Consider the following 16,601-nt stretch of genomic DNA (forward strand, 5'->3'; position numbering starts at 1 on the left):
CTTTTCACACACAACTCCTATAGGGACCATGATCAACGCGTTTTATTGTAAACACTTCTTTCATAGAAAAGCAGACACCTGAAAGGCATAAGAAAAAGCGTCATCAAAAGGCTATTCTTGCCTTTTGATGACGATTGGCTTATGACCAAAGGTGTCAGGCCGCAGCTGGACACCAGGACAATTATCATACTCAAATTTTTATACTTATTCGTTTTTTTTAAAAAACTGCAGGCTCTCTTTACAGCCTGCAGTTTCTTACTGACTTAGAACTATATCTAAAAGATTATCATTAAATTCCCGGTTTTTTAACATTTCTATTTCAAACTTGTATGGCGATTTTTTATTCTTTTTATCTTCACCAACAAAAGGAGTTTCCAAGATTTTAGGTACTTCCATAAGCTGGGGGTGATGGACAATATAATTAAGAGCCTGAAAGCCAATTCGCCCAAAACCAATATTTTCGTGGCGGTCTTTTTTCATTCCCCGCTCATTTTTGCTGTCATTAATGTGAAGCACTTTTAACCGGTCAATGCCGATTATTTTATCAAATTGCTCCAGCACCCCATCAAAATCCTCGACAATATTGTAGCCGGCATCATGAGTATGGCATGTATCAAAGCATACGGAGAGCTTATCACTTAAATGAACCCCATCCATAATCATGGCAAGTTCTTCAAAGTTTTTCCCACATTCGGAACCTTTTCCAGCCATTGTTTCGAGAGCGATCTGTACCTGCTGCTCTGGGACAAGAACTTCATTTAAGCCTTCTACGATCTTTTTAATCCCCGCTTCTGTTCCAGCCCCGACATGAGCCCCTGGGTGCAGGACAATTTGTTTTGCGCCGAGAGCTTCTGTTCTTTCAATTTCAGATCTTAAAAATCGGACTCCTAAATCAAAAGTATCCGGATTTTGCGTATTTGCTATATTAATGATATAGGGGGCATGTACGACAATTTCTTCAATGCCGTTCATCTCCATATGCATTCTTCCTTCTTCAATATTAAGGTCTTCGATCTTTTTTCTCCTGGTATTTTGAGGGGCACCTGTATAAATCATAAAGGTGTTAGCGCCATAGGAAACTGCCTCTGAGCTTGCAGCAAGCAGCATCTTGGCTCCGCTCATGGATACATGAGAACCAATCTTTAACATACTTCATTCTCTCCCCTAATGCTTTATTTCTTCTTTCTTTCAATCCGTCTCTGGCGTTTTTTAATGTTTTCCATTTCGTATTGCATTTTTTTCTTATACCCCGGCTTAACCTTAGACGGTTTTTTTACAAGGCGTTTAGCAGTTTCCACGATTTCATCAGTCTGCTTCTTCCTTTTCTTTCTCTTGTTTCTGTCTTCCGTCTTGATCATCTCACCGTTTTGTAAATCAGCGTTATGGAAGGTTACTCCCATTTTTTCCAGTCTGTTCAACGCATCTTCGTTTGAAGGTTCGTAAATGGTCGCGGCAATACCAGAATAACCAGCTCTTGCCGTTCTGCCTGTACGGTGGATATAAAAATCTAAATCAGGCGGAAGTTCAAAGTTGATAACATGGCTTACCCCTTTAATATCGATGCCTCTTGCTGCAAGGTCTGTAGCCACGATATACTGATACTCCAGGTCATTAATCTGCTTCATCATTTTCTTACGTTCTCGAGGAGTCAAATCTCCGTGTATGCGGCCTACTTTCAATCCTTGTTGACTAAGGGAAATAGCAACTTCTTCAGCCTTCTTTTTCGTATTGGCAAAAATAATAGCAAGATAAGGGTTATATGCAATCAGCATGTCATGCAATAACTGATACTTATTCCGATGCTTTAAAGGAATTAGAATATGTTCGATCTGCTGAGCAGTAGCATGCTCAGGTGATACCTGCACATACTTAGGATTTTCCATATATTTCATTAAAAATGGTTTCAATTTTTCCGGGATTGTAGCCGAAAATACAAGCATCTTCGTTTTTTCTGCCATCTTTCCGGCAAATTGGTCCACATCTTCGATAAAGCCCATATCGAGCATCAAATCGGCCTCATCAACCACGAGAATCTCTGCTGAAAATACATGCAGGGCATTTTCATTAACAAGGTCTTTAATTCTTCCAGGTGTCCCAATTACAAGCTGAGGCTGTTTTTTCAGCTTATCAATTGTTCTTTGCTTGTCAGTCCCACCCATAAATAGCTTAACCGTAACAGGATGCTCCTCCGGAAAGTGTTCAGCAATTTTCACGGCCTCCAAATAAATTTGGTTGGCAAGCTCTCTTGTAGGTGCAGATATAACCGCTTGTACTTCTTCTCTGTCAGGATCAATCTTGTTCATAATCGGAAGCAGATAAGCATGTGTTTTACCTGTTCCTGTCTGCGATTGTCCAATCATGCTCCAGCCATTATTAATGGCTGGTATAACCCGCTCTTGGATCTCGGTCGGCTTGTCAAAGCCTAAGTCATTAATAGCGTCTAATATGTAGTTTTGAAAGCCAAATCTTTCAAAATTATTTTTATTCATAGTTTGTCTCCTTAATAAATCAGCATATTTCATAATTTTTCACGCAGTATACATCCTGTTATCATAATATATTTTATAAAGAAAACGCAACCCCGGGAGCAGACAGCCTTAAGATTCGGAACCCTTTTTTCTCGAGGAATGGTTTTAACCACCCCCTGCTCTCATTATTCCTCAAACCTTTTTAACTTACTTGCATATTTTAATAAGAGTTGAAGAAAAATTATATATTTCTTTGTTCAGAAAGGAGTGAATGTATGCCTCCAAGACAGCCGCAAATACCATTTGGCCCCGGACCGTACGGGCCTCATCATTATGGAATGGGTGCCCCGAGAACCCGTTACCATCACCCGCATATGCCATTTAATCCATATCAAGGCGGAACTTCCCCAGCTCGTCAGGCCCCTATCCACAATGTTAGGAAGCCTAAACGAGGAGGCGGAGGACTGATCTCTAAATTGCTTGGCAAAAAAAGCAGGGGTCCAGCCCCTCAGGCTGCCTCTCCCTTTACCCTCCCAGCTCGTGCTGCTTCAAACTCAGCAGCTCCAGGAAGCGGAGGAATAATCCAGAGCTTAACGCAGGGCGGCGGTCTTACCGGTATTTTAAATAATACTCAAAAAGTGCTGCAGACCGTTCAGCAAGTAGGTCCTATCGTTGAACAATATGGCCCTTTAGTAAAAAATCTCCCCGCGATGTGGAAGCTTTATAGAGGACTTAAATCAGCTGATACACCACCAGATTCTGACTCAGAGGCGGCAAAAACAGAACCTGAAACTGAAAAGGAATTCAGCCGCAATGACAGAGATGAGCTGCAGAAGGAACATGATGAGGACGTTAATCATGAAGAATCCGGAATCTCAAGACCCAAGATTTTCTTTTGACTAGAATGCAGCTTCCCTGCATTCTTTTTTAGTTAAGGGAACCCAAAATAGCTGCCAATTCAAGAGCTGTACATATAAGCTTGCTTTGTAATTCCACCAGAGGTCATATATAATAGAAGGGTAGATTAGGATATCAGTCCTGATGCCCGTTTGTAAGGAGGACTTTAGTCAATGAATGTTTTAAAAATATCACCTCGCGGCTATTGCTACGGCGTGGTCGATGCTATGGTTATTGCACGCAATGCCGCTTTAGATAAAACTCTGCCGCGGCCTATATATATTCTAGGAATGATAGTACACAATAAACATGTTACAGACGCTTTTGAAGAGGAAGGCATCATTACACTGGATGGCAGCAATAGAAAAGAAATACTCGAAAAAGTAGATACAGGCACTGTAATATTCACCGCTCATGGTGTATCACCTGAAGTAAGAGAAATAGCTAAGCAGCGTGGTCTTGTTACACTTGATGCCACATGTCCAGACGTGACAGCCACACATGATTTAATCAGAGAAAAAAAAGCACAGGGCTATCAGGTTATCTATATTGGCAAAAAAGGCCATCCTGAACCAGAAGGCGCTGTTGGAGTAGCACCTGAAATTGTCCACTTAATTGAAAAGCCAGAAGAAGTAGAGAATTTAAAACTTGATTCTGAAAAGCTGATTGTTACGAATCAAACCACAATGAGCCAATGGGACGTCTCCGAAATAATGGAGGCAGTTCAGAGAAAATATCCTCATTGTGAAATTCACCGTGAAATCTGTATGGCTACCCAGGTACGCCAGGAAGCGGTAGCTGAACAGGCTAAAGAAGCAGATTTGCTGATTGTTGTCGGCGATCCAAAAAGCAATAACTCTAACCGGCTCGCACAGGTTTCTCAAGAAATCGCTGGAACTAAAGCCTATCGTGTAGCAGATGTTACAGAAATCCAGGTGGAATGGCTGTTAGAAGCAGAAACTGTAGGCGTTACTTCAGGAGCTTCTACTCCGACTCCCATTACAAAGGAAGTCATTACTTATCTGGAGCAGTTTGATCGTCACGATGAATCCACATGGTCAAGGGAGCGTAAAGTTCCTTTAAACAAAATTCTGCCAAAAGTAAAAAAAGCAGCAAAGGCTCATTAATGCCCTGCTGCTTTTCTTTTATATATAGGTCCTGTGTATTGTTGCTGCAGACCATCTGAGTAACTTGAAAGAACCAACAAAAGGACCCCAAAGGTCCTTTTGTTGGTTTTACCATGATTAAACAGAAAGCCTGGATTATAAAAAGGTAAAAGGGTCAGTATGAATGGATGAAGCCAGGAACTCTGCCGCATAACCTTTTTCTTTACATAACTCAGTTAAAACGTCGGCAACACCCTTCTTCATTACTTTCTCAATGTTATGTCCAGGATCAAGCAGATTCAGCCCCATCATCCTTGCATCATGTGCTGTGTGATAATAAATATCTCCTGTTACGAAGCAATCTGCTCCATGGTACTTTGCGGCCTTAATAAATTTGTTTCCATCTCCGCCTAATACAGCCACCTTTTTAATAACAGCATCCTCGCTTCCTACAATTCTGACATGCTCAACATCAAGTGCCTTTTTTACATATTCGGCAAACTGGACAAAATTCATTTCTGTTTCCAGGGTTCCGACTCTTCCAAGCCCCAATATCTCTCCCTGAGTTTCAAGCGGATAAATATCATATGCGACTTCCTCGTATGGATGCGCACGGAACATTGCTTGAAGAACTTTTTTCTCAATTTCTGCAGGATACACGGTCTCAATTCTTACCTCTTGGACGGCTTCCAGCTTCCCTTGAGTTCCTATATGAGGATTCGTTCCTGCTTCAGGGAGGAATCTGCCAGTTCCGCTTGTACTAAAGGAACAGTGGCTGTAATTCCCTATATGACCTGCACCTGCTTTCCCCAGAGCATCAAGCAATGCTTTCTCGTCCTCTGCAGGACCATATACAACGAGCTTTTTAAGCTTTTTCTCATAAGTATCTGCCAGTACTTTTATATTCTGAAGCCTTAGGGCATTTGCCAGCAGGTCATTCACTCCGCCTTTTGCTACATCCAGGTTGGTATGGGCTGCGTATACAGCAATATCGTGTTTAATCAGTTTCTCGTAAAGTGCTCCCGAAGGCAGATCTGTTCTTAAATTTTTTAACGGCCTGAAGATAGGCGGGTGATGAGCAATAATTAGTTCGGCACCAGCTTCTATTGCTTCCTGAATGACCTCTTCCGTCACATCAAGCGCAATCAAGACTTTGGTTACAGGCTTATTCAGCCTTCCGACTTGAAGTCCTATAGGATCTCCTTCAACTGCATAGGCTTTTGGTGAAAACTGTTCAAATAACTGGATAATTTCATGCCCGTTAGCCTGCTTCATGATTTAGAATCTCCTCCACAAGGTTAATATTGTCCCGAAGTTCTGTTTTTTTAGCTGCAAGTTCTCCGCCTTGCCCGGACTTTTCAATCTGATTAAGTATTCTTCGCATATGAGCTAATTCTAAAGCCCACTTCTTTTCAAAAATGCTGTTCTTTTCCTGAATTAAAAAGGGACCCATTAAGAGCGATGCGTCTTTGTTGCAATGCTCATAAGGAATCATTGAATTTCCGGGTTCTGCTACAAGAATCTCATAAATTTTTTGATCCTCTTCCAGGATTTCCTCTTGTATAAGCTCCCAGCCATTTTCTAAAAGCCAGACACGTACATTCTTAGCTCCAATATTCGGCTGGAGTATTAATCGTTTTACACCAGAGAGCTTCTCTTTACCATGCTCTAAGATACTTGAGATCAGTGTGCCGCCCATTCCCGCAATCGTTATACAATCCACTTCATATGGTGAAATAACCTCAAGGCCATCCCCCTTGCGGACCTCAATGAAATCGTTCAGTCCAGAAGCCTGAACTTGGCTCCGTGCGGAATTTAATGGCCCCTGGCTTACCTCCCCGGCTACACCCTTTCGTATGATCCCTTTATTTAACGCATAACAAGGCAGGTAAGCATGATCTGAACCTATATCAGCGAGTGTGCTGCCAGGCGTAATATAGCCTGCTACAGCCTCTAAACGCTTTGAAAGTTTATCTATATTCACTTAAGTCATCTCACTTTTATGTAAAGTAAAACCCGCTGCCTAAAGCGAGTCCTGTGGTCTAACTATAATAACATAATTTCAGTATAGAAAAAGTCCTTTGCATATGCAAAGGACCCAATCATATATTCTTATTATTTCAAAGTTTCCAGCCATTTAGCCATTTTGTCTGCATTCTCAGCTTTAACTAAACCAGGAGGCATATTCCCTTTACCCTCAGTAATGATGGTTTTAATTTCATCATGGGAATAACGGCCTCCGACACCCTTAAGTGCGGGCCCTGCTCCGCCTTCATATTGATTTCCATGGCAGCCTGCACAAGTCTGCTTGTAGACATCCTCAGGATTTGAAGCAACTTCTTCCGTCTTCTTTTCTCCGCCGCCTTTTTTCTCATCTGCCATTTCTTTACTATTATCGAGCCCCATAAAAGATAACATAAACATAAGCCCGATACCTAAAACCATAATTAAAATAAATGGAACAATCGGATTGCGATTCACAGTTTTACCTCCCTATGTATGAACACTATCTGTCTATAATAAATCCCCACAACAATTTTTATTTTACTTGAAAATACTTTCAAGGAAAAGCCCTAATTGTATATCTTTCCTAAATTCTCAAAATTGACAAATATTTACCTGCTTGGGTGAGGACAAAGTACATCACTGCTCCATACATATCCATATTTTACATTTTTAAACTTTTACAGCTATATCATAGTATAATTTTTAATGAGAAAATAAGCAATAAAACAACTCCCCAGCACCCCAGCCAAAATAAAGTAAATCATTTTGAGCCTTTTTCCAATGTACATCCATATCAGGCAATGAATGAGCAGGATCGGATAAAATACCTTACTATGACCCGGAAATGCATATTCCGCCAGCTTTACTGTTAACAGTAAAAAAGTAAAGGCCAGGCACACCAGCGCAATTTGTAAAGGAATCTTTTCGTCACGTATTAGGAATAAAAATCCTGCTGCCAGTATCAAAAAAATAATTGTAAGGAGTATTTGCAAGTTAAAACTCAGTTCTGTAAAATAGTTTACATATAATGTTAAGCAGACACTTAAGAAGGCACTTACAAGGGGAACGGCTTTTTTGTTTTTGTTTACTGTAAGCGGTTTCTGTGAAACGCCGGCCTCTTCATCTCCCTGGTATAAGGCGAGCAAATAATCGCAGTATTGTTCAGGCAGCATTTTGTTATTTTTCCAATAATGAACTTCATTCATTATTATTTTCCTTCTCGTCTCGTTCAAAAAGAACACACCCTATAGAAGATTATCTATTTGTAGTATAATCTTTTCATTTATAGGAAGGAAACAAAATTTTTAAAATAAAAAATAGCCCACCCTTCAAAGAGTGAACTATTTCAACATAATGGTAATTCTATTCTAAGAAATCTTTCAGACGTTTGCTTCTGCTTGGATGTCTCAGCTTGCGAAGGGCTTTAGCCTCTATCTGACGGATACGCTCACGAGTTACTCCAAATACTTTGCCTACCTCTTCAAGAGTCCTTGTACGGCCATCATCCAGACCAAATCTTAATCTTAAGACGTTTTCTTCACGGTCCGTTAAGGTGTCAAGAACATCCTCAAGCTGTTCCTTCAGCAGCTCATATGCGGCATGTTCTGAAGGAGAAGTGGCGTCCTGATCTTCGATAAAGTCCCCTAAATGGGAATCATCTTCTTCACCGATTGGAGTTTCTAAAGAAACAGGCTCCTGAGCAATTTTCAGTATTTCCCGAACCTTATCAGGAGTAAGATCCATATCCTCCGCTATTTCTTCCGGCGAAGGCTCACGGCCTAGATCCTGAAGCAATTGCCTTTGAACACGGATTAGCTTATTAATAGTTTCGACCATATGAACCGGGATACGAATCGTCCGTGCCTGGTCAGCGATAGCTCTCGTTATAGCCTGGCGGATCCACCATGTAGCATAAGTACTGAACTTAAAGCCTTTACGATAGTCAAACTTTTCTACAGCTTTAATTAACCCCATGTTACCTTCCTGGATTAAGTCAAGAAACAGCATTCCACGCCCCACATAGCGTTTTGCAATGCTCACTACAAGCCGCAGGTTAGCTTCTGCCAGACGTCGCTTAGCCTCTTCATTGCCCTGTTCAATTCTATGGGCCAGCTCTATCTCTTCTTCACCGGACAGGAGGTCAACTCGGCCAATCTCTTTTAAATACATGCGAACCGGATCATTTATCTTAACTCCCGGCGGGACACTTAAATCGTTTAGGTCAAACTCTTCTTCTTTCTCAAGCTCTTTAATATTGGGATTTTCTTCATCGTCTTCCTCTTCGCTTTCAGCAATTACTTCTACTCCCTGATCGCCAAGATATTCAAAGTACTCATCCATCTGCTCCGAATCTAATTCAAAATTAGCTAAACGGTTTGCAATGACTTCATAATTAAGAGATCCTCGTTTTTTCCCGATTTCTAGTAACTGCTCTTTTACCTGTTCAAGGGTCAACTCACTATCAACTTCTCTGGAACGTGCTGATTTTTCAGACATCTGTTCCCCTCCTTCCAAAACTGTACAACGGCCTTGCTATAATAATTTCGTTAATTGAATAATTTCCATCGCAATTTTTGCAGCTTTTAAATGATCCTTTTGCAGCTCTGCTTTTTTTCGCTCTGCCTCTTTTTCTTTTATCATTAACATTTTTTGATACTTCAACACCTGATTGACACAATCTCTTATTTCCTGATCCGAAAATTCATCATTAATCGTCATCATTTCGATATCCGAAACGATTTTCCGGAGATTTACATCTGCCAGAAAAGATAAGAAACGGCTTGTATCAGATTCATGACCTTCTTCATAAAAAGCATAGAGGTACGTGATAATTTCCTGGTGCTCATCTAAATTAAAAAAATGACCATCCATTAAATCCTGTATCTTAAAAGCTATATCTTTATGCTTAAGCATATGGGCTATAAGTGTTCTTTCCGCATTATGATGTGCCGGCTTCAGCTTCTTTTCATATTGAAGGGTTACAGGTCTGTCAGTCCTTGGTGCGGCATTTCCCTTTTTATTTCCGGCAAAATAGATTTGTTTCAGCTGTTTTTCCAGAGCGTCCAGAGAAAGTGAAAATTCAGAGGCTATCTGCCGGAGATAATGATCCCTTTCCACAGCATTAGAAAGCTTAGAAATTTCCTTCAACACGGCTTCAAGATACTGAATCCGGTCTCCTTCATTATTTACATTTTTTCCTCTGCGAAGAAATTGCATCTTAAAGGATGTATAAGTCAGGCTTGCCCCTATTACTTCATGGAGGAACTTATCCGCTCCATGCTTTTTAATGTAGTCATCAGGGTCCATATTATCGGGCATAAGGGCCACCTTAATGGTAAATCCTGAATCAATAAGCAAGCCCGCTGCCCGGTTTGCTGCTTCTAATCCGGCTGAATCGGAGTCAAAGCAGATAACAGCTGTATCGGTATTTCTTCTTAAAAGCTGAATATGATGATCGGTTAATGCAGTCCCCATTGTGGCTACACCATTATCTACGCCGGCAGTGCTTGCGGAGATGCAGTCCGCAAAACCTTCAAAAAGTATGACTTGTTCCTTTTTTCGTATGGAAGGCCTGGCTTTTTGAAAATTATATAGAATCCTGCTTTTATTAAAAATTGCTGTTTCCGGGCTGTTCAAATATTTAGGATTATCGTCCCCCATTGCCCTGCCGGAAAAAGCAACTGTATTTCCTTGGTGGTCAGTAATAGGAAACATAATTCTGTTCCTAAATCTGTCAAAATAACTATTTGTTTTATCACTTTTTATGATTAATCCTGACTTTTCGAGAAGGTCCTCGGAAAATCCTCTTTTAATCAAAAATTTATAAACAAGATCCCAGCTGTCTAAAGCGTAGCCAATCTGGAATTTATTTATTGCCTCTTCAGTAAATCCCCTGCCCTGTAAATATTCCAGGGCATCTTGGCCCTCTTTTGTGTTTACTAACAAATGGTGGTAGAATTTCCTTAGAAGATCATGTGCTTCGACCATTGAACTTTCAATTGGGGATTGTCTTTTTTCACCCACATTCTGCATGTCAATATCTAAAGTAATATTTGCCCGGTCGGCAACTTTCTTCGCGGCTTCTATAAAAGAGATGCCTTCTATATCCATTACGAACGTAAAGCTGTTTCCGCCTGCCCCGCAGCCAAAGCAATGGAAGATCTGCTTGTCAGGAGAAACTGAAAAGGATGGCGATTTTTCACCGTGAAAAGGACAAAGGCCGAAATAATTTCGCCCTTGTTTTTTAAGCTGGACATATTCGCTGATAATATCAACAATATCAACAGCAGCCCGAATCTCACTAATTTTCTCTTCTGGTATACGGGTGTTTGACATTTTATCACCTATACATACACATAATTTCCATCCGGAGCGAACCAGATCAAGCAGAATGCTGAATGTGCAGGAGATTTCACCTCTTTTATCATCAGTAATTTTCTAAGAAAACTCTTAGTGATGATATGTAATTAATTCGTGAAGAATTTTTATTTTCCTGCAAGGTTCGACAACATTTTTGAAAGATTCATGAGAAAATTATCTCTATCTTCTTTTCTAAAAGGTTTTGGACCTTTTGTATATTTACCCTGCCGGCGCATTTTCCCGGCGAGATAACGCATTTCAAGCATTGAGCCTATATTGTTTTCCGTGTATTCCATTCCCCTGGGAGAGAGTACGTAAACGTTTTTTGGCAGAAGAGTACCAGCAAGCCCTATATCCCCGGTAATCACAAGATCACCTTTTTTTGCGTGGTTAAGAATATAAAGATCTGCGGCTTCTTTTTCATTTTCAACGTATACCCAATTCCCTTCAGAAGGGCTGTTCATCATGTTATTGACGGAAGTAACAAAACAAACCTCTAAATTATAGTGTTTAGCTTCCTTGGTTATTTCATCTTTAACCGGACAAGCATCAGCATCCACATAAATAATAGTACCTTTTTGTAATTCTACATTCTTCTTCATTATCCTTCTTATACAGCCTTTTCTTTTAAAAAGTATAATTCATTGTCGAAAAATTCCATCAGGTAAAACTTGACATCTCACATTTCTTAGTTTATTCCTTATTTACCAAGTCTAAACCTTAAAAATACTTTTTTATCACAGCTTTTTATTATAGTACATTTTATAGTGAAAATCTATTATTTTAACTTGTGTCAAAAATATGAATTTTTCCAGCTAAGATTCATCGTCTATATATAGTTTCAAAAAAAATAGCACATGGTATGTGCTATGCTTCTGTACCTTTTTGAATGATATTAATAATGGTGTTAGCTGTTTCTTCCACCGCTTTATTCGTTACATCAATGACTGGGCAATTTAATTTCGCTACTATTGTCTCAAAGTATGTTAACTCTTCTTTTATTCTCTCCATATTAGCATAAATGGCATGGTCATTGAGGCCGAGTGTTTTCAGGCGTTCTTTTCTGATGTTGTTCAGCTTTTCCGGGCTGATCTTTAATCCTATGCACTTATGAGGGGCAACAAGAAACAGCTCTTCAGGCGGATCTACTTCCGGAACAACTGGTACATTCGCAACCTTTAGCCTTTTATGTGCGAGGTATTGCGACAGAGGAGTCTTAGATGTTCTAGATACACCTACTAATACAATATCAGCTCTTAATATGCCTCTTGGATCACGGCCATCATCATATTTAACTGCAAATTCAATGGCTTCTACTCTCTTAAAGTAGTCCTCATCCAATTTTCTGACCATCCCAGGCTCATATAGCGGCTGTGAATCAAAGCTTTGCTGCAAATTATCCACTAAGGGGCCGATAATATCGTAGGCAAAGATATTTTCGCTCGCTGCCCTTTCTGTCATATAACTCCGGACATCTGGTTTTACAAGGGTGTACGCAATGATACCGGAGTTTATCTTAGCCAATGAAATGACTTCATCAATATTTTCATGAGTTTCTACGTATGGAATTCGTTTAATAATAATTTGATAGCCTTTAAACTGGCTTGCTGCAGCTTTCGTAACAAGTTCAGCCGTTTCCCCCACTGAATCAGAAACTACATAAATTATTTTACTGTTCATTTAGTTTCCCTCTCCTATATGCCATCGTCAGCTAGAGCAACAAAGGCTTTCGCTATATTTGTCTTCGTAATTCTTCCTGTTACTTCATAGCCCTTTTCTGTTTCTTTTACAACTGGGACGGCATCTATTTGCTTATCTATTAGTCTTTTGGCCACATCAATCAGTAAATCTTCTTTTGTGCACATAGTTACATTGGGCATGCGCGTCATTATTATATTTACCGGAATGGATGTTAGTTCCTGCTTTCCAATACTTGCTCTAAGCAAATCCTTCCGGGAGAGAACCCCCTTAAGAATAGCTTCCTTATCAACCACAAATAGAGTGCCGACATCCTCGAGGAACATTGTACAAATAGCGTCATAAACAGAAATGCTGTCGTTCACTACAACTGGGATAGACTGATAATCTTTCACAATAATTTTTTTCAGGTTATCCGTTAGCAGTTGTGTTTCACTTTTGCCCGAAAAAAAGTATCCAACCCGGGGTCTTGCATCCAAATATCCTGCCATCGTCAGGATTGCTAAATCTGGACGGAGAGTTGCCCTGGTAAGATTCAATTGGTCAGCAATGTGTTCGCCTGTTATTGGCCCATTTTGTTTTACAATCTCTAAAATGTGCTGCTGACGTTTATTAAGTTCGATTTTAAACACCACCCTAATGAAAAAGCGATTAGCACCATCCCGTAGATGTGGATGGTACAAACATCTTTTTAATGTTCCTCTCGCTTAAGCTGGATACCTGCCTTAAGCACGGCTCCTAAGCCCGCAAGATTGGATTGTCTTTTAACCCTATGTAATTCCATAAATGAGTTATACTGTTTTCTATAATTATATACTATTATCTCGAATTCACAAACTATGGATTTATAAGAAAAGCCGTTTAGTGAAATACACTAGTCGCTGGGCTGCTTCCGCCTCACAACAAGAAAAACGGAAAGCGGTGCCTCCTACACTAAACAAAACGATGAAGTGTTAACTAATTAAATACTAAGAAGATAATTCAGACAGGGACAAAGCCCTGCTTACGTCCTGCTCGTCTTATGCATTTCGGGGGTACAAGAAAAGACCGGTCATTAGGATAGACCGGCCTTTCCTGGCTTTAACCTGTGATAATTTTGTTAAACTCAGCATATTTCCGAATGACAGAGGTGATTTCAGATAATAATGCCAGGCGGTTATTCTTCACTTTCTCATCTTCCGCCATGACCATTGTATGATCGAAGTATTGCTCAATTTCTTTTTTCATGGAAACCAGCAATTCAAACTTTTCTTCTTCACTTTGTTGTTGTTCATATGAGTCTGCCACGATTTGATATTTAGTAAATAGGCTTTGCTCATATTCGTTTTCGAAAAGGCCAGGATCTGGAGTTACATTTGCAGAAGCCTTACTAGAAATATTCATCACGCGGCTTAAGGCTTCTATTGAGCCTTTAAAGGCCGGCTCGTTCTTCTTATCTTCCAATACTTGCGCTCTCTCCACCAGGCTTGAAATGGCGCCTGCATCACTTTCTAAAACAGAATCAATCAGATCGTAGCGTATGGCCTTTTCATTTAATAGATGTTTAATTCTCATCTTAAAGAAGCTCCTTAAATCTATACGTATATCTGCTCTTGATTTCTTAGCAAAGCCTTCTTCCTCAATAATGTCTAATGACATGTCAAGTAAGTCTTCTAACGGAAGATTCCACTTTGTTTTTTCCAGAACGGCTACAATACCGCTCGCCTGCCTTCTTAGAGCATATGGATCCTGCGAACCTGTAGGTATAATGCCAATTGAGAAACAGGAAGCTATGGTGTCCAGCTTTTCGGCAATAGAAAGAACGGAGCCGATCACAGAAGGCGGCACAGCGTCTTCTGCATTCCGCGGCATATAATGCTCATTAATGGCAGCCGCTACTTCTGCATCCTCACCTTTTAAACGAGCATACTTCTCACCCATAAAACCTTGTAATTCAGGGAATTCATAAACCATATGAGAAACAAGGTCAAACTTGCCAATTTCAGCCGCACGGTCTGTCTGGCTCTGTTCCTTCTCACTAAGATTTAATTCCTTAGAAATTTGAGCGGCCAGCCTTCTTACACGCTTTACTTTATCGGCTAAAGTTCCTAATTCTACCTGGTAAACAATGGTCTCGAGCTTCTTTAATGATTCCTCTATTGTTGTTTTTTGATCTTCTTTGAAGAAAAATGAAGCATCTGCAAGACGGGCACGCAATACTTTTTCATTTCCCTTTGCCACTGTATCCAGATGCTCTTTATTGCCGTTTCTTACGGTAATAAAGTAAGGAAGAAGACTGCCTTTTTTATCTTTTACTGGAAAATACCGCTGGTGCTCTTTCATAGAGGTGACCAGGACTTCTTCAGGCAGTTCAAGGAATTCTTCTTCAAATTTACCAAACAAAGCAGACGGATATTCCACTAGATTATTAACTTCTTCAAGCAAATCTTCATCAATTGGAATTTCCCAATTCTGTGTTTTTTCAATCGCTTTGATTTCAGTAATAATTAACTGTTTTCTTTCTGCAGGATCAGAAATAACAAACTGCTCCTTAAGTAATTTTTCATACTGCGCTGGGCTTTGTATCAATACGTCACTGCCAAGGAAGCGATGCCCGCGGCTTTTATTACCGGTTTTAACATCTGTAATTCCAAAAGGAATAATTTCTTCCCCAAATAGAGCAATAAGCCATTTAATAGGCCTTACAAAACGGAGATCTTCATCTGCCCATTTCATATTTTTAGGGAAATTCAAGCTAGTAATAATATCTTTGAGTTCAGGAAGAAGATCTCTTGTCGGCTTTCCTTTTATAAACTTATTCACATATACATACTCAATTCCATTAAGCTCTTTAAAGAATATATCCTCTACAGACACTCCCTGGCCCCGGGCAAATCCAACCGCTGCTTTTGACCAGTTCCCTTCACCATCTAAAGCGATTTTCTTAGCTGGTCCCTTAGCTTCCTCATTGATGTCTTTTTGAGATTCGGCTGCACCTTTTACCCAAACAGCCAGCCTACGTGGTGTAGAAAACGCAGTGAGTTCACTAAACTCTATTTGTTTCTCATTCAGCCAGGCGTTTATCTTATCTTTCAGCTGGTTCATGGAGGAAGTCACAAACCGGGCAGGCATTTCCTCAAGCCCGATTTCTAATAAGATATCTTGTTTACTCATGAGTAAGTCCCTCCTTTTTTAAAATTGGGAAACCAAGCTTTTCTCTCTCATCATAAAATGTCTTTGCGACTTTTCTAGCAAGATTTCTAACTCTCGCCAAATACCCGGTACGTTCTGTAACTGAAATGGACCCTCTTGCATCCAAGACATTAAAGGTATGCGAGCATTTTAAAACATAATCATATGCAGGATGAACGAGTCCATTTTCCATCTGGCGGTGCGCCTCTTTTTCATAGATATTAAAAAGCTGGAAGAGCATATCAGGATCAGAAGTTTCAAACGTATATTTCGAATGTTCGTATTCTGGCTGGTAGAAAATATCTTTCACTGTAAAACCATTAGTCCACTCTAAATCGAATACATTTTCTTTGTCCTGAATGTAAGATGCAAGGCGTTCTATTCCGTAAGTAATTTCTACCGAAACAGGCTTACATTCTAAACCGCCTACTTGCTGGAAATAAGTGAATTGGGTAATTTCCATCCCATCAAGCCAAACCTCCCAGCCTAAACCCGCACAACCAAGCGAAGGGTTCTCCCAGTTGTCTTCCACAAAGCGGATATCATGCTTCAGGGGATCAATGCCTAGTGCTTTCAAAGAATCAAGATAAAGCTCCTGAATGTTATCAGGAGAAGGTTTCATGATGACCTGAAATTGATGATGCTGATAAAGTCTGTTGGGATTTTCCCCATAACGTCCATCAGCCGGTCTCCTTGACGGCTCAACATATGCAACATTCCAAGGTTCTGGACCTATTGCACGGAGAAACGTGTAAGGGCTCATTGTGCCAGCCCCCTTTTCGACATCATACGCCTGCATGAGAATACAGCCTTGTTCTGACCAATGCTTTTGAAGAGTTAAAATCATGTTCTGAATATTCATATTGCACCTCCATATTTTTTAACGGATGAAAGA

General features: G+C 40.2%; 15 protein-coding genes. 2 read left to right on the forward strand and 13 right to left on the reverse strand.

Annotation, left to right across the window (positions count from 1 at the left end; all coding sequences use genetic code 11):
* Positions 1-255 precede the first annotated feature (255 nt).
* Complete coding sequence (locus JOC77_RS05650; protein ID WP_204539971.1) at positions 256-1,149, reverse strand: deoxyribonuclease IV; 894 nt, start codon at positions 1,147-1,149, stop codon at positions 256-258.
* Positions 1,150-1,172: 23 nt separating this feature from the next.
* Positions 1,173-2,489 (reverse strand): DEAD/DEAH box helicase, encoded by a 1,317-nt coding sequence (locus JOC77_RS05655; protein WP_204539974.1) that lies wholly within the window; start codon positions 2,487-2,489, stop codon positions 1,173-1,175.
* Between the two features lie 254 nt (positions 2,490-2,743).
* On the opposite strand from JOC77_RS05655, the gene vrrA reads away from it, so the two are divergent.
* Positions 2,744-3,367 carry a VrrA/YqfQ family protein gene (gene vrrA / locus JOC77_RS05660; protein WP_239558621.1) on the forward strand — a complete coding sequence of 208 codons (624 nt, stop codon included), beginning with the start codon at positions 2,744-2,746 and terminating at the stop codon, positions 3,365-3,367.
* A 171-nt stretch (positions 3,368-3,538) separates the two neighbouring features.
* Positions 3,539-4,492, forward strand: a complete 954-nt coding sequence (locus JOC77_RS05665; RefSeq protein WP_204539977.1) for a 4-hydroxy-3-methylbut-2-enyl diphosphate reductase — start codon at positions 3,539-3,541, stop codon at positions 4,490-4,492.
* A 135-nt stretch (positions 4,493-4,627) separates the two neighbouring features.
* Here JOC77_RS05665 and JOC77_RS05670 read toward each other — a convergent pair whose 3' ends face one another.
* The 11 genes from JOC77_RS05670 to glyQ form a co-directional block, all read right to left on the reverse strand.
* Entirely contained in the window at positions 4,628-5,746 is a 1,119-nt protein-coding gene (locus tag JOC77_RS05670; protein ID WP_204539995.1) for a Nif3-like dinuclear metal center hexameric protein, read from the reverse strand.
* Entirely contained in the window at positions 5,733-6,455 is a 723-nt protein-coding gene (locus JOC77_RS05675; RefSeq protein WP_204539998.1) for a tRNA (adenine(22)-N(1))-methyltransferase TrmK, read from the reverse strand. The genes JOC77_RS05670 and JOC77_RS05675 overlap by 14 nt, the downstream gene beginning before the upstream one ends.
* A 131-nt stretch (positions 6,456-6,586) precedes the next feature.
* Positions 6,587-6,952, reverse strand: coding sequence for a cytochrome c550 (gene cccA, locus JOC77_RS05680; protein ID WP_204540001.1), 366 nt, complete (start codon positions 6,950-6,952; stop codon positions 6,587-6,589).
* A gap of 209 nt (positions 6,953-7,161) precedes the next feature.
* Positions 7,162-7,683, reverse strand: a complete 522-nt coding sequence (locus JOC77_RS05685) for a hypothetical protein (protein WP_204540004.1) — start codon at positions 7,681-7,683, stop codon at positions 7,162-7,164.
* Between the two features lie 157 nt (positions 7,684-7,840).
* Positions 7,841-8,974, reverse strand: coding sequence for an RNA polymerase sigma factor RpoD (rpoD, locus tag JOC77_RS05690; RefSeq protein ID WP_204540007.1), 1,134 nt, complete (start codon positions 8,972-8,974; stop codon positions 7,841-7,843).
* A gap of 36 nt (positions 8,975-9,010) precedes the next feature.
* Positions 9,011-10,813 carry a DNA primase gene (gene dnaG, locus JOC77_RS05695; protein WP_204540010.1) on the reverse strand — a complete coding sequence of 601 codons (1,803 nt, stop codon included), beginning with the start codon at positions 10,811-10,813 and terminating at the stop codon, positions 9,011-9,013.
* A gap of 149 nt (positions 10,814-10,962) precedes the next feature.
* A complete protein-coding gene (locus JOC77_RS05700; RefSeq protein ID WP_204540013.1) occupies positions 10,963-11,439 on the reverse strand; it encodes a YaiI/YqxD family protein in 477 nt (158 codons plus the stop codon).
* Positions 11,440-11,704: 265 nt separating this feature from the next.
* Positions 11,705-12,517 carry a pyruvate, water dikinase regulatory protein gene (locus JOC77_RS05705; protein ID WP_204540016.1) on the reverse strand — a complete coding sequence of 271 codons (813 nt, stop codon included), beginning with the start codon at positions 12,515-12,517 and terminating at the stop codon, positions 11,705-11,707.
* A gap of 14 nt (positions 12,518-12,531) precedes the next feature.
* Positions 12,532-13,170 carry a transcriptional regulator CcpN gene (gene ccpN / locus JOC77_RS05710; protein ID WP_338047193.1) on the reverse strand — a complete coding sequence of 213 codons (639 nt, stop codon included), beginning with the start codon at positions 13,168-13,170 and terminating at the stop codon, positions 12,532-12,534.
* A 445-nt stretch (positions 13,171-13,615) separates the two neighbouring features.
* Positions 13,616-15,688, reverse strand: coding sequence for a glycine--tRNA ligase subunit beta (gene glyS, locus JOC77_RS05715; RefSeq protein WP_204540021.1), 2,073 nt, complete (start codon positions 15,686-15,688; stop codon positions 13,616-13,618).
* Positions 15,681-16,568, reverse strand: coding sequence for a glycine--tRNA ligase subunit alpha (gene glyQ, locus JOC77_RS05720; RefSeq protein ID WP_204540024.1), 888 nt, complete (start codon positions 16,566-16,568; stop codon positions 15,681-15,683). The genes glyS and glyQ overlap by 8 nt, the downstream gene beginning before the upstream one ends.
* Between the last annotated feature and the right edge of the window lie 33 nt (positions 16,569-16,601).

It is taken from the genome of Peribacillus deserti (assembly GCF_016909175.1).
Taxonomy (GTDB): Bacteria; Bacillota; Bacilli; order Bacillales; family DSM-1321; genus Paraperibacillus; species Paraperibacillus deserti.

Excerpts from the sequence above, each read along its gene's own strand:
- JOC77_RS05655 (WP_204539974.1), bottom strand. The coding sequence starts at position 2,489 with ATGAATAAAAATAATTTTGAAAGATTTGGCTTTCAAAACTACATATTA.
- JOC77_RS05650 (WP_204539971.1), bottom strand. The coding sequence starts at position 1,149 with ATGTTAAAGATTGGTTCTCATGTATCCATGAGCGGAGCCAAGATGCTG.
- rpoD (WP_204540007.1), bottom strand. The coding sequence starts at position 8,974 with ATGTCTGAAAAATCAGCACGTTCCAGAGAAGTTGATAGTGAGTTGACC.
- JOC77_RS05700 (WP_204540013.1), bottom strand. The coding sequence starts at position 11,439 with ATGAAGAAGAATGTAGAATTACAAAAAGGTACTATTATTTATGTGGAT.
- JOC77_RS05685 (WP_204540004.1), bottom strand. The coding sequence starts at position 7,683 with ATGAATGAAGTTCATTATTGGAAAAATAACAAAATGCTGCCTGAACAA.
- JOC77_RS05705 (WP_204540016.1), bottom strand. The coding sequence starts at position 12,517 with ATGAACAGTAAAATAATTTATGTAGTTTCTGATTCAGTGGGGGAAACG.
- JOC77_RS05665 (WP_204539977.1), top strand. The coding sequence starts at position 3,539 with ATGAATGTTTTAAAAATATCACCTCGCGGCTATTGCTACGGCGTGGTC.
- JOC77_RS05670 (WP_204539995.1), bottom strand. The coding sequence starts at position 5,746 with ATGAAGCAGGCTAACGGGCATGAAATTATCCAGTTATTTGAACAGTTT.
- vrrA (WP_239558621.1), top strand. The coding sequence starts at position 2,744 with ATGCCTCCAAGACAGCCGCAAATACCATTTGGCCCCGGACCGTACGGG.
- glyS (WP_204540021.1), bottom strand. The coding sequence starts at position 15,688 with ATGAGTAAACAAGATATCTTATTAGAAATCGGGCTTGAGGAAATGCCT.
- glyQ (WP_204540024.1), bottom strand. The coding sequence starts at position 16,568 with ATGAATATTCAGAACATGATTTTAACTCTTCAAAAGCATTGGTCAGAA.
- dnaG (WP_204540010.1), bottom strand. The coding sequence starts at position 10,813 with ATGTCAAACACCCGTATACCAGAAGAGAAAATTAGTGAGATTCGGGCT.